This is a genomic window from Neobacillus sp. NPDC058068, assembly GCF_042885335.1.
Taxonomy (GTDB): Bacteria; Bacillota; Bacilli; order Bacillales; family Cytobacillaceae; genus Neobacillus.
The window spans coordinates 89,123-101,945 of the sequence record NZ_JBHVSI010000015.1; the positions used below are offsets into that span (position 1 = coordinate 89,123).

The window sequence follows — 12,823 nt, forward strand, 5'->3', positions numbered from 1 at the left end:
AATTCCTGAGAATTCATCGCGGTTTTCTGCAAAAATTGCGTTAAATAACTTGATAAATATAATGATTAGCGATAACATAAATTTGGTTTGAAAAAATAGCCATCAAACTTTCACAGCGAGAGGTGCTACTATTGGCGAAAGTTCTTTATTTATTAAATTTCGTTGGCAATGGCGGAACGGAAAAGTACGTTTTAGATTTAATTCATTCGGCTGGTCGCGAAAACTGTGTCTTTATTTATTCCGAAGAGGGACCCGGTCTCGATGATTTTAAACGAGCTAATGTTAAAATGTATCAGGTTAAAATGAACGGCCCTTTTGATTTTCAAGCTGCAAAGCAAATAAAACAAATTATCCAAATGGAAAAAGTCGATGTTGTCCATGCCAATTTTTTACGGGAAAATTATCTTGCTATTTTAGCGAAATTGATGGGGGCACGATGCAAGGTGATTTGGACTTACCACGTGAATGTACCCATGAATAGGAAAATTCGCAGTTTAAATAAAATCATGACAACCTTCAATTATAAGGTCATAACTGTTTCCCAATTTATGTACGAGCAATTACAGCAAAAGGGAGTTTCTAAGAATAAACTGCAATTGATTTTTAATGGTGTGTCTGCACCGTCAACTGTATATCCAATCGAAAGCTTAGGAGAGGTTCCCGTTATTTCAGTTATTGGCCGCCTTCGCGAAGAAAAAGGCCAGTCTTTCTTAATCAAAAGTTTAGCTTATTTGAAAAAGTCACAACCTGACTTGAAATGGGAATGCCATATTTATGGGGATGGCCCGCAAGCTGAAGAACTCCACTCGCTTGTCCAGGAACTTGACCTTGAAAATTTTGTTTATTTTAAAGGTTTTTGCGCGGATAAGGAAATACTATATCTACAAAGTGATATTATTGTGGTGCCGTCAAGTAATGATGCCTTTCCCTATGTGCCGATAGAGGCATTGTCATATAGCCGTATCGTAGTTGGCACGAAAATTGGCGGAATTCCTGAGATTGTGAAGCAGGAGAAATCCGGTCTGCTTGTAGATTACGGCAATGAAGAAGAGCTGGCAAACACTTTAGCTAATCTTTTGACAGATCAAAAGTTAGTCCAGAGGCTCTCAAGGGATGGAAGGAAGTACTTCGATGACCATTTTACCTTTGAAAAAATGATAGACAAAACCAAAGCGCTTTATGAGCACTAAATTTATTAATAGGAGTATAAATCAATGAAATTACTTCGAAGCAACCTATTAATTTTATTAATAGGAATACTAGCTGCAGCCGGGGGCACTCTAACAGGTAATTCAAAGGCTGCGATGCTTATTTCTTTATTCATCGCACTTATTTCGTTTATGAGGAAAGAAACAGGGATTTTATTCCTGCTTATTCTTATTCCCATCAGACCGTTTTTAATCACGATGAATCCGGGCTTTAAGATACTCGGCGATGCGATTATTGGCTTGTTGTTAATCAGAACGTTTTTTGATTATCGCAAGGATATGAAAAAGCTATTTACCTTTCATCCGTTTGAATGGGCCTTCTTTGCCTTTGCAATCATCGGAGTGATTTCCGCATTACTAACGGGCGTCTCGTTGCAGGCGATTATTTTTCAACTGCGGGCATATTATTTATTCTATTTACTATTCTATATTGTCAAACGAATGAACTTTTCTGCTGACTTTATCCGAAAAATGTCATTTACTGCCTTTTTCGTAGGAGTTATTCTTTCCTTACAGGGAATAGCAGAAAAAATCTCTAATAAAACGATGTTAATGCCGCAAGAATGGACGGAATGGTGGTTATCTCCCACCAATCAAATTCGGGTTTACGGCTTACTTAAAGGGCCGAATGAGCTCTCGCTTTATTTGTTAATTACCTTCTTTATCACGCTTTATCTGCTAAAGGGTATCCACGGAAAAACGCGCTATTTTATCTATGCCGGATTATCATTAATAGGGGCAACCATTCTGCTGACATATTCTCGTGGTACGATGCTAACGCTTTTAGTATTTCTACTTGTATATATCGTAATTTACCCTAAATGGAGTAGTGTATTTAGCCGTAAATGGACTCTCGCAACTAGCCCTAAATTGCGACCATTTGTCTCCATTGTTGTTGTTGCCGGTATTTCTTACGGGTTGTTTTTAGGGGTCAATCAAGCAGCCGACCAATATTATAACCAATATTTATCAGTGGAAAGCGGTCATCAAGAAAAAGAAAAAGACAAGGAATCTGAGGGCAGCAAAAGATTCAAAGAGGCCTTTACTGAGGAAACTCTCGGACAAAGCAGTTCCAACGGCCGTATTTTTCGTGTGAAAAAGTCGATTGAGATTTTAAAAGACCATCCGATTATTGGTACAGGATTTGCCACTTTTGGTGGAGCAGCAACCATTACCTATTCCTCACCAATTTATAAGGATTACGGTATTGATAAAAATTTATACACGGATAATCAATATGTCCTCATACTTACCGAGACAGGAGTACTTGGGATGCTGGCTATTGCCATGATTGGTTATTTTTTTCTCATCACATCATGGAAAAATAGAAAAGAATTCTACGGCCCATTATTGGTTTACTTCTTTGTTGCCTTAATTGTTGGCGGGACCGTCTATAATATTTTAGAAAATAATTCGTTTATGATGATGTACTTTATCTTGCTCGGTATCGTTTTTCAAAAACGGGCGGCTTACGAAAAATAATTAGTACTTCTACTTAAATTGATTTACTTATGGATATGAGGGGGGAATAAGTAATGGCAATATTAGTGACGGGCGGAGCAGGTTATATTGGCAGTCATACATGTGTTGAACTTCTAAATGCAGGCAAGGAAATAATTGTTATCGATAATTTTTCAAACAGTAAGCCTGAATCATTATCTAGAGTAAAAGAGATAACGGGTAAAGACTTTCTGTTTTATGAAGTGGATCTGCTTGACCGGAAGGGTCTCGAAGATGTATTTTCGACTAACCAAATCGACGCCGTAATCCATTTTGCCGGGCTAAAGGCGGTAGGGGAATCGGTATCCATTCCACTCCATTATTATCATAATAATATTTCAGGAACCCTCATTCTCTGTGAGGTGATGAACAAGTTTGCTGTAAAAAACCTAGTGTTTAGTTCTTCGGCAACGGTTTACGGCATGCCTGAACGAGTTCCGATTTCAGAAGATTTCTCACTGAGTGCAACAAATCCTTACGGCCGGACAAAATTGATGATTGAAGAAATTTTAACGGATTTATATATTGCCGATAATAGTTGGAGCATTGCCTTATTGCGTTACTTTAATCCTATCGGGGCCCACACGAGCGGGAGGATTGGTGAGGATCCAAACGACATTCCTAATAATTTAATGCCCTATATCACTCAAGTAGCCGTTGGCAAATTAAAAGAGCTGCAAGTGTTTGGAAATGATTATCCAACCGTTGATGGGACTGGTGTAAGAGATTACATCCATGTTGTTGACCTTGCACTTGGGCATTTAAAAGCTCTGGAAGGAGTAATGCCATCCACTGGAGTCGAGGCTTATAACCTAGGTACTGGGACTGGCTATAGTGTCTTAGAGCTGGTTTCAGCCTTTGAAAAGGCCACAGAAATGGAAATTCCTTATAAGGTTGTTGAAAGAAGACCCGGAGATATTGCAGTTTGCTACGCAGACTCTAAAAAGGCTAAAAACTTGCTAGGCTGGGAAGCCCAAAGAGGAATTGAAGAAATGTGTCTGGACTCATGGAGATGGCAGCAAATGAATCCGAATGGGTATACCACTATAAGAACAAATAATGAATCTTGAAGTGCGAACGATTAAAAAATCCATTCTTAAGGGCAATAAGTTCTGCTTTAAATAGCTATCACCTAGATAGTATGGTGCTGGGGGAAAATTAATTAAAAAGATGGATGAAGTTCAGGAACTTCATCCATTATTTAATATCAAATAATTTTAGTATTTATTTTTTTAGTGCTTATGGTGTTAAGTAAAATAGTAATCTAAATACAAAAACTTAAATTGCACTCAATAATAATGGTGAAAAGTGTAATGAATAGTTAAATACCTTAATCAACCGGGTATAATGGTATAATAATTTGGGTAATTTATAGTGATTATTTGGATAAAATGGGTCGGTATCTACCTATTTCTTTAATTAATAACTAAGGGAGGAACATCCGTGAAAAAGGTTCGTAAAGCAATTATCCCTGCGGCGGGACTTGGCACACGTTTTTTGCCAGCTACCAAAGCAATGCCAAAAGAAATGCTGCCAATAGTTGATAAGCCAACCATTCAATATATTGTCGAGGAAGCTATTGCCTCGGGGATTGAAGATATTATTATTGTAACAGGTAAAGGAAAACGTTCTATCGAGGATCATTTTGATTTTGCACCTGAGCTAGAGAAAAACTTACTTGAAAATGAGAAGTGGGATCTTTTAAATAAGGTGAACTATTCCTCGAATCTAGCAGACATTCATTATATCCGTCAGAAAGAGCCAAAAGGGCTGGGACATGCTGTTTGGTGTGCACGCAACTTTATTGGTGACGAGCCCTTTGCAGTACTTTTGGGGGATGATATTGTTCAGAGTGAGACGCCATGCTTAAGGCAGCTTATTAATCAATACGAAGAGACATATTCAGCGATTATTGGGGTCCAGCATGTGCCGGAAAATGAGACACACCGTTATGGGATTGTGGATCCCCTGCAACAAATAGGGCGTCGTTATCAAGTCCAAAGCTTTGTTGAAAAACCGAAGCAGGGGACAGCGCCATCCAACTTGGCAATCATGGGACGGTATATTTTAACACCTGAGATTTTTATGTTTTTAGATCGGCAGGAAATAGGTGCCGGCAATGAAATACAGTTAACTGATGCAATACAAAAATTAAATCAAATTCAACGGGTTTTTGCTTATGACTTTGAAGGGAAACGTTTTGATGTGGGAGAAAAAATTGGATTTGTAAAAACAACTCTTGAGTTTGCGCTCCAGCAGGATGATCTTCATAATGAACTATTAGACTTTATAAAAAACTTGATTACTGAGAATGAGAATAAAAATAATCCTCAGTATACGAATGAAAAAATGTAGAGACTATTTATGAGTTAACATTTTTTTGAAAAATCAATAAAGGTTACGAGGTGTTACTATGGAAATAGCAGTGCTAATTCCTTGTTATAATGAGGAACAAACAATTGGTAAAGTTATTGAAGATTTTAAAAGGGAACTTCCAATGGCAACGATTTATGTTTATGATAACAATTCATCTGATGGAACGTCAGAAGTTGCCAAACAACATGGTGCAATGGTAAAAAGAGAAATACTGCAGGGAAAGGGAAATGTTGTCCGTTCAATGTTTAGAGACATTAATGCTGATGTCTATGTAATGGTGGATGGTGATGATACATACCCAGCAGAGTTTGTCCATGAAATCATAAAGCCAATTGTTACCCATGAGGCGAATATGGTAATTGGTGATCGGTTATCGAATGGTACCTACTTTAATGAAAATAAACGAATGTTCCATAATACTGGTAATACAGTAGTGAAGGGTTTAATCAACTTTCTATACAAAAGCGAAATTAAGGATATTATGACGGGTTATCGAGCCTTTGATAAATTATTTGTCAAATCGATTCCGATTATGAGCCCAGGGTTTGAAATTGAGACTGAAATGAGTTTGCATGCGCTTGATAAGAAGTTTAAGATCAAAGAAGTTCCAATTGATTATCGAGACCGTCCTGAAGGTAGTGAATCAAAACTCAATACCTTTTCAGATGGTATTAAAGTTCTTAATATGATTTTTACCTTATTCAAGGAATTTAAACCATTCCAATTTTTTAGTCTTTGGTCTGTCCTTTTATTAGTTTTAGGTCTGGCTGTTGGAATACCTGTTATTTATGAGTTTATTGCTACCGATTATATTACAAAAGTTCCATCAGCCATTCTTGCTGTGGGATTGGTGATCTTGTCTGTCCTTTCGTTTGGTTGTGGACTAATTTTAGACACTATTTCTTCTCAAAATAAAAAACAATATGAACTTAATCTTAACAGGCTATCCTCTGATCTTGGAGGAGAGAAATGAAAAGCAAACTATCCTATTTGGTGATATTTCTTGTTTCACTTTACTCGACAGCAGGGATCTTTTTCTTCTATTTTCCCATTAAAAATGTACCGGCTTTATTTTTATTTATTGGGTTAATAATCATTTTTGCTGTGTATTCCAAGGTTTACAAAAAATTCTTTAAAATCTTTATTGAGCGTCCAAATAAACAAGGATGGTTTGTCATTTCTTTCTCTGCATTGCTTGCAGTTTTGTTTTTATTAAGTACCAGGGGTCCGCAAGATTATTTGCAGGATAATTCCATGGCTATTGTGTTATTAACTTACTTCGGCAGTTTTTTATTTGTTGCAGCATGTATTGCTTTAATTGTATCAACTATTAGAAAACATGAAAGTAGCAATCTTTCAAATTCAACAATCGCTCAGGACTTTATACTCTATTTCATGATTATTTTCCTAACTGGGTTTGTCTATTTAATTGCTTTCTATCCGGCTATCATGTCTCCAGATTCATTGTCGTCATGGGGTCAGGCACATACTAAAGAATTTAATGACTGGCATCCAATCGTATTTACCTGGATAATCATGATCCTTTCTTATATTTGGGATTCACCCGCAATTGTAAGTTTGTTCCAAATTTTAGTTCTCTCCCTTATATTGGCTTATTCCTTTTGTCAATTTCAGAAGCTAGGGATTAATAAATTTCTTTTAGTCATAATGAGCTTTATAATAGCCATAATTCCTTCATTTGGTATCTACAACATTATTATTTGGAAGGATGTCCTTTTCAGTGCAAGTATATTAATATTTACTGTTCATTTATTCATGATAATGCGTTCAAAGGGAAAATGGCTTTCAAGTAAAATTAATATTATATTTTTTTTCCTTGCATCGTTTGGAGTAGTGTTTTTACGCCATAATGGTTTCCCGATTTTTGTGTTAACTATGCTTGCTTTACTTTTGTATTATTGGAAGTCTGTTTGGAAAATTGCTGGTCCTACTTTTCTTATTTTGGTTATTTCCCATGAAATTTTGACCGGTCCAGTTTTCGCTTATTTGGATGTAAAGCCATCTGATCCTAATGAAGCTTTATCGATTCCCACGCAGCAAATTGCTAATATTATTAAGAATGATGGTAATCTTACACCTGAACAATTGAAATATTACAATAGTATTTTTCCAATTGAGATGTGGAAAGAAAAATATTTACCCCATACAGTAGATCCCATAAAGTTTTCCTGGGCGGAATATAACAGGAAAATAATTTACGAAGACTTTCCGAAGTATTTTAAAACGTGGGGGGAAGTGGTTGTTCAAAATCCATCCTTAGCGATGGAGGCCTTTATAAAACATACAGCGTTAGTATGGCAAATGAGCACTCCACAATATGGTTATACGTCTACCTATATTACCTTTATAATGAAAAATGATTATGGATTGGAAAGTAAATCAATAAATACTTCTCTGACAAATGGGGTAACAAAGTATTTAGAATTCTCAAAGGCACAGCCTTTTGTCAAATTAGTATGGCGACCTGCGTTCTATGCTTTTTTTATCCTTCTCTTTTGGGTTGTGATATTTTTGAAAAACGGGTGGAAGTCGACTATTGTTATTTTGCCGTTTTTATTAAATATTCTATCTGTCGCTGCAGCAATGCCTGCCCAAGATTTCCGATATTTGTTTGCTAATGTTTTATTAAGCTTTGTTTTTCCTTTTATGGCATTAATCCACCCTAAACTAATAGAGGAATCATAAAAATGGAAAATTCAACAGTTAAAAAAAATGGGGTTTATACCGGAATTGTATTAATGATTTTAGCTGCCTTTTGTACAGCTCTTGGACAATTGTTTTGGAAGTTGTCTCATGCCTCGTTAAATTTAGATTTAATTATTGGGTTTACCTTGTATTTCCTTGGGGCCGCATTGATGACTATTGCTTTTCGTTTTGGAAAACTATCCATTTTGCATCCTCTTTTAAGTGTTGGATATGTTATTAGTACGATTTTAGGATCTATTTTTCTAAAAGAAAGCATAAATATAAGCTCCATTTTAGGTATTATGTTTATTATGGCCGGTGTTTTTGTGATCGGTGGTGAGTCTGATTAACTTTTTATTATTAGCTTTCATGACATTTTTCGGCTCGTTAGGCGGGTTCTATCTTAAAAAGGCTAGTTCCTCTTTCCAAACTAGTATAAAAAACCTGTTTGTATTTTTGGCAATTGGGGGGATTTTTTATGTAGCAGGAGCGGTAATAAATATTATTTTACTAAAAAGGCTCCCATACTCAATTGTTTTTCCGCTTACTTCAGTAACATATTTTTGGACAATGCTTCTTTCAAGCGTATGGCTTAAAGAACGGTTCACAATGAAAAAGTTGATTGGAGTAACCTTAATTCTCATAGGCTGTATTTTTTTATCATTGAATAGTTAATTTCATTAAGCGAGGGGCCTACTCCATAAGGAGATAGGCTTTTTCGTCGCCTTAGCAGTAATTTCAAAGATAATGTAACTTTTAGGTTATGTTATTCGTCAAATTTCATGGTATATTAATAAGAATAACAAATGCACTATAGCTGAATTTAGGAGAAATCATGAAAAACAATGTAACAGTCATCTCAAATATGTATCCCACGAATGAACATAAAAGCTTTGGGATTTTTGTGAAAAATCAAGTAGAAGCACTAAGAAATAAAGGTTTAGCCGTTGATGTAATTGCGATTGATAATCCTAATAAAGGTAAACTGAATTTGCTGAAGAAATATGGAAAATGGGCGTTCACGTTTCTAGTCCATTTACTTTTTAAAGGAAGCAGAACATCGGTTGTCCACGCACATTATGTATTTCCGAGCGGCTGGCTGGCAAAATGGTACAAAAAGCTTTTTGGAGCTCGGTTTATTGTAACGGCCCATGGCGGCGATATTGACAAAATGGTGAAGAAAAGCGGTCGTATATTTAATATGACCAAAACCATTTTAGCAGAAGCTGATCACGTCATTGCTGTTGGCCAGGAATTATACACGACGCTAGAAACAGAATTTGGGGTCTCGCGCGACAAGCTTTCCCTTATTAATATGGGTGTTAATCTGGATGTATTTAAAGTAGTGGATAAGTCAGTGGCTCGCTTGCGCCTTGAGATTCCGCAAAATAAAACGCCGCTATTGTTTGTTGGCAATATTATTGAGCAAAAAGGTCTTAATGACCTGGTTGAAGCCTTCGCAGTACTTAAGAAGGACCTGCCTGAGTATGAATTGTACATAATTGGATCGAATAAGGACCAAGGGTATTTTCGAAAACTTGAAACCGTGATAGCGGAAACAGGATTAAAAGAAAGTGTTCATTTTCTTGGGACGAAACAGCAAGCGGAAGTTGCTTTATGGATGGCTGCTGCGGAAGTATTTGTGCTTCCTTCCCATCTTGAGGGGTTTGGCCTTGTCGCCTTAGAAGCAATGGCCTGCGGGACACCGGTGGTTGGTTCGAATGTGGGCGGACTAAAGTACCTGCTCAATCACGGGAAAGGGATGCTTGTTAATCCGAAAAATCCCGCCGAACTGAAAAAGGCACTTCAAACTGTCTTAGAGTCTGAAGAGGTGAAACAAAACCTGATTCGCAAGGGCTTAGAGATGGCGCAGAAAAATGATCAAATTATCATGACGGATAAAGTCATCAACCTCTATCAATCGCAAAAGCAAAAGGGCTGAAAAGGATGCCCTTTTTATCGATTTTCTTCTATTAAATTAGTAATTATGAAATATATGAAATATTTAGTAACTTGATTGACATTATAATATCTATTTAAAATAGGCGTTAGCTGTGATATAATCCAACATGGTACATTAGTTTACAAAGTTTACAAATGGTTATTAAATAGATAACTATTTTTTAAGTAATATATAAAGTTACTTCATTATGCTTGTTTGCAAGTTGTTTAAATAGGCAAATAGTTTCGAGGAGGATCATAATGATCTACATCACCCTGATTATATGCTTCATCAGTTCAATTCTGCTTACACCGTTAGTTAAAAAACTTGCTTTCAAAATTGGTGCCACAGATAAACCAAATCATCGAAAAGTTCATCAGAAAATTATGCCGCGTCTTGGCGGACTTGCAATTTACCTAAGCTTCATTATCGGTATGCTGGTGCTTCGGCCAGAAGATCCGTATGCTCTATCGATTATTATTGGAAGTATTATCATTGTCCTTACAGGAATACTAGATGATATTATCGAGCTTTCGGCGAAAGTTAAACTTATCGCCCAAATAGCTGCTGCCGCTATCGTTGTCATTTGGGGTGGAGTACATGTTCAATTTATTAACCTGCCTTTCGGAGGACACATTGAATTTGGCTATTTTAGTATTCCAATGACGATTATTTGGATTGTCGGTATTACCAATGCGATTAATCTCATTGACGGCTTGGACGGCCTTGCTGCAGGAGTATCTTCCATCGCCTTAATTACCATTTCCGGGATGGCCATTATTATGGGAGATGGCTATGTAACAGCTGTAGCCTCGATTGTACTGGCAAGTACACTTGGATTCTTAATTTACAATTTCCACCCGGCAAAAATCTTTATGGGCGATACAGGTGCCTTATTCTTAGGCTATATGATTTCGGTATTATCGCTTCTGGGCTTTAAAAACGTCACCTTGATTTCTTTTATCGTCCCAATTATTATTCTTGGTGTGCCGATTTCTGATACCTTCTTTGCGATCATTCGCCGGATTGTTAATAAAAAGCCGCTATCGGCACCGGATAAATCACATTTGCATCACTGCCTGCTCAGACTAGGATTTACCCATCGCCAGACCGTATTGATGATTTATGCGATGGCAGCCTTCTTTGGACTTGCGGCGATCATCTTTTCACAAGCAAAGCTTCTCGGCGGCTTTTTCTTCATCGTGATTCTTTTGATCATGATTGAACTGTTTGCCGAAATGATTGGCCTTGCTGGAAAAAATTATCGGCCATTACTCAAAATGATGCGTGTTCTACTCGTAACGGGAGAACGGAATAGATAAACCTTAAAGAGTCTGACCCGCCGTGGTCAGGCTCTTTTATCTGAAAAATGGGTAGAATAATGAAGCATTATATCTCTGGTAAAATAGGGGCAAATTACTATGAAAAAATTCCTGAAATTTGGGGTTGTTGGTATTGTAAATACACTTATTACAATAGGAAGTTTTACTGTTTTTGTGTACTTTGGCATGAACTATATTGCTGCTAATATCACAGCGTATGGATTAGGGATGATAAACAGCTTTTTTTTGAATAAGAATTGGGTGTTCCAAGCAAAATCAAGAAGGCTATCTCTTGTAATTAAATTCGTGGTTGTTAATTTTCTAACACTGGGCTTTACGACAATATGTCTTTACGTATTGGTTAGACACATGGATATTCATTCTTCCGCAGCTCAGATAATTTCGACATGTATTGGTTTGGCAATAAATTTTCTATTAAACAAAAAATGGACATTTAGCGAAAAAGGGCTGAAAACTGTTTAGCGAAGCTGTTAGAATTCATGCGAGAGAACCGGACAGCTCATGCCTTGGAGATTAAAGCAAAAAAGCCGCATCACTTCGCGTGATGCGGCTTTTTTGCTTTAGTTAGAGCTTGTCGATGAATCTCCGTTACTTTCGGCATTGGCATGCGCAGCATTGGTGCCGGTTTCAGAAGCAGTTGAATCGGTGCCAAGATGCGCTTTGAGAGTCGATTTTGTCTCTTCAAGATTTTGTTTATCAAGCTTATAGTAGTAAATTTTATTGATATATTCATCTTCACCCTTAAGGTTTAAGGTTTCAATGTTTAAACCGCTCCCGGCAAGTCCATAATCCATCAAGGATTTCATATCATTGAATGACATATTTGTTTCCATATTGTTGCCAACAGCATCAATCATGTCCGCATGTTTGGAAAAGGAGCCAACGGAAAGTGCCTTTTTAAAAATCGCCTTAATAATCTCCTGCTGTCTCATCCCGCGCATAACATCGGAATCTTTGTGACGTGTTCTGGCAAGAGCAAGAGCCTGCTCGCCTGTTAATGTTTGAACACCAGGTTTTAAGCGGATTGCATTATGGTTATCTTCGGAATCTTTTTCTGAAATCGCATAAGGAACATCGGCCTCAATGCCGCCTAGAGCATTAACAACATCAATGAAAGCATAAAAATTTATTTTCACATAATAATCAATTGGAATATCGAGAAGTTCCTGAACGGTTTCAATTGTCAACTTCGCTCCACCGTATGCATGAGCGTGATTAATTTTTGTATACATATCTTTTTCAGGAATATGAACATAGGAGTCACGCGGAATGCTTAATAGCTTAACAGATTTATCCTTTTTGTTGAGGGTAGCAACAAGTAAGGCATCCGTTCTAATGGCTTCTCCATATTGTTTTTCTCGGCTTTTAGCAGCATCAACGCCCATTAGGAGGATGGAGATGTTATCCATATCGGGATTAACTTGAGTCGTTCGTTTGGAAGTTGTTTTTACCGGTTTATACGATTTATTAATAACGGATTCAGCTTTATTAAGTAAAAAGGTGGCATAACCAGCACCGCTTAAGACAACAATTAATAATGGTACGAAGATCCAGATAAAGATCCGTTTTTTCCGCCCCTTTTTCTTCTGACTTACCAGGACTGAGCGTTGAAATTCGGTCATATGATTTCTCCTTTTATTAAAATATCATTAATTTACAATTATCATAGCTAAAGACCAGCTTTTATTTTACTCCTTTTTAGGCACTACGTAAATTGAATTTTTGTGTCGAATATTGAAAACTACAAA

The 12,823-nt window shown here is 36.9% G+C and carries 12 protein-coding genes; 11 read left to right on the plus strand and 1 reads right to left on the minus strand.

Annotated elements, in window-relative coordinates; translation table 11 throughout:
* The first annotated feature begins 131 nt into the window (after positions 1-131).
* The 11 genes from ACFVSW_RS17970 (at position 132) to ACFVSW_RS18020 (ending at position 11,537) form a co-directional block, all read left to right on the plus strand.
* Positions 132-1,190 carry a glycosyltransferase family 4 protein gene (locus tag ACFVSW_RS17970; protein WP_387318020.1) on the plus strand — a complete coding sequence of 353 codons (1,059 nt, stop codon included), beginning with the start codon at positions 132-134 and terminating at the stop codon, positions 1,188-1,190.
* 24 nt (positions 1,191-1,214) lie between these two features.
* Positions 1,215-2,690, plus strand: a complete 1,476-nt coding sequence (locus ACFVSW_RS17975) for an O-antigen ligase family protein (RefSeq protein WP_387318021.1) — start codon at positions 1,215-1,217, stop codon at positions 2,688-2,690.
* A 53-nt stretch (positions 2,691-2,743) separates the two neighbouring features.
* Positions 2,744-3,778, plus strand: a complete 1,035-nt coding sequence (galE, locus tag ACFVSW_RS17980; protein WP_387318022.1) for a UDP-glucose 4-epimerase GalE — start codon at positions 2,744-2,746, stop codon at positions 3,776-3,778.
* A gap of 373 nt (positions 3,779-4,151) precedes the next feature.
* Positions 4,152-5,063 carry a UTP--glucose-1-phosphate uridylyltransferase GalU gene (gene galU, locus ACFVSW_RS17985; RefSeq protein ID WP_387318023.1) on the plus strand — a complete coding sequence of 304 codons (912 nt, stop codon included), beginning with the start codon at positions 4,152-4,154 and terminating at the stop codon, positions 5,061-5,063.
* Positions 5,064-5,121: 58 nt separating this feature from the next.
* Positions 5,122-6,057 carry a glycosyltransferase family 2 protein gene (locus ACFVSW_RS17990; RefSeq protein WP_387318024.1) on the plus strand — a complete coding sequence of 312 codons (936 nt, stop codon included), beginning with the start codon at positions 5,122-5,124 and terminating at the stop codon, positions 6,055-6,057.
* Positions 6,054-7,790 (plus strand): DUF6020 family protein, encoded by a 1,737-nt coding sequence (locus tag ACFVSW_RS17995; protein ID WP_387318025.1) that lies wholly within the window; start codon positions 6,054-6,056, stop codon positions 7,788-7,790. The genes ACFVSW_RS17990 and ACFVSW_RS17995 overlap by 4 nt, the downstream gene beginning before the upstream one ends.
* Before the next feature lie 2 nt (positions 7,791-7,792).
* Positions 7,793-8,140: an EamA family transporter gene (locus tag ACFVSW_RS18000; protein ID WP_387318026.1), complete on the plus strand. Its 348-nt coding sequence runs from the start codon at positions 7,793-7,795 to the stop codon at positions 8,138-8,140.
* Positions 8,127-8,465 (plus strand): EamA family transporter, encoded by a 339-nt coding sequence (locus ACFVSW_RS18005; protein ID WP_483872298.1) that lies wholly within the window; start codon positions 8,127-8,129, stop codon positions 8,463-8,465. The genes ACFVSW_RS18000 and ACFVSW_RS18005 overlap by 14 nt, the downstream gene beginning before the upstream one ends.
* A gap of 160 nt (positions 8,466-8,625) precedes the next feature.
* Entirely contained in the window at positions 8,626-9,732 is a 1,107-nt protein-coding gene (locus tag ACFVSW_RS18010; protein ID WP_387318027.1) for a glycosyltransferase, read from the plus strand.
* A 260-nt stretch (positions 9,733-9,992) separates the two neighbouring features.
* Entirely contained in the window at positions 9,993-11,054 is a 1,062-nt protein-coding gene (locus tag ACFVSW_RS18015; protein WP_387318028.1) for a glycosyltransferase family 4 protein, read from the plus strand.
* A gap of 99 nt (positions 11,055-11,153) precedes the next feature.
* Complete coding sequence (locus tag ACFVSW_RS18020) at positions 11,154-11,537, plus strand: GtrA family protein (RefSeq protein ID WP_387318029.1); 384 nt, start codon at positions 11,154-11,156, stop codon at positions 11,535-11,537.
* Between the two features lie 98 nt (positions 11,538-11,635).
* On the opposite strand, the gene ACFVSW_RS18025 is transcribed toward ACFVSW_RS18020, so the two are convergent.
* Positions 11,636-12,697: an LCP family protein gene (locus tag ACFVSW_RS18025; protein ID WP_387318030.1), complete on the minus strand. Its 1,062-nt coding sequence runs from the start codon at positions 12,695-12,697 to the stop codon at positions 11,636-11,638.
* Positions 12,698-12,823 lie beyond the last annotated feature (126 nt).

Coding starts and splice junctions, on each gene's coding strand:
- ACFVSW_RS17975 (WP_387318021.1), top strand. CDS start 1,215: ATGAAATTACTTCGAAGCAACCTATTAATTTTATTAATAGGAATACTA.
- galE (WP_387318022.1), top strand. CDS start 2,744: ATGGCAATATTAGTGACGGGCGGAGCAGGTTATATTGGCAGTCATACA.
- ACFVSW_RS17990 (WP_387318024.1), top strand. CDS start 5,122: ATGGAAATAGCAGTGCTAATTCCTTGTTATAATGAGGAACAAACAATT.
- ACFVSW_RS17995 (WP_387318025.1), top strand. CDS start 6,054: ATGAAAAGCAAACTATCCTATTTGGTGATATTTCTTGTTTCACTTTAC.
- ACFVSW_RS18000 (WP_387318026.1), top strand. CDS start 7,793: ATGGAAAATTCAACAGTTAAAAAAAATGGGGTTTATACCGGAATTGTA.
- ACFVSW_RS18010 (WP_387318027.1), top strand. CDS start 8,626: ATGAAAAACAATGTAACAGTCATCTCAAATATGTATCCCACGAATGAA.
- ACFVSW_RS18015 (WP_387318028.1), top strand. CDS start 9,993: ATGATCTACATCACCCTGATTATATGCTTCATCAGTTCAATTCTGCTT.
- ACFVSW_RS18020 (WP_387318029.1), top strand. CDS start 11,154: ATGAAAAAATTCCTGAAATTTGGGGTTGTTGGTATTGTAAATACACTT.
- ACFVSW_RS18025 (WP_387318030.1), bottom strand. CDS start 12,697: ATGACCGAATTTCAACGCTCAGTCCTGGTAAGTCAGAAGAAAAAGGGG.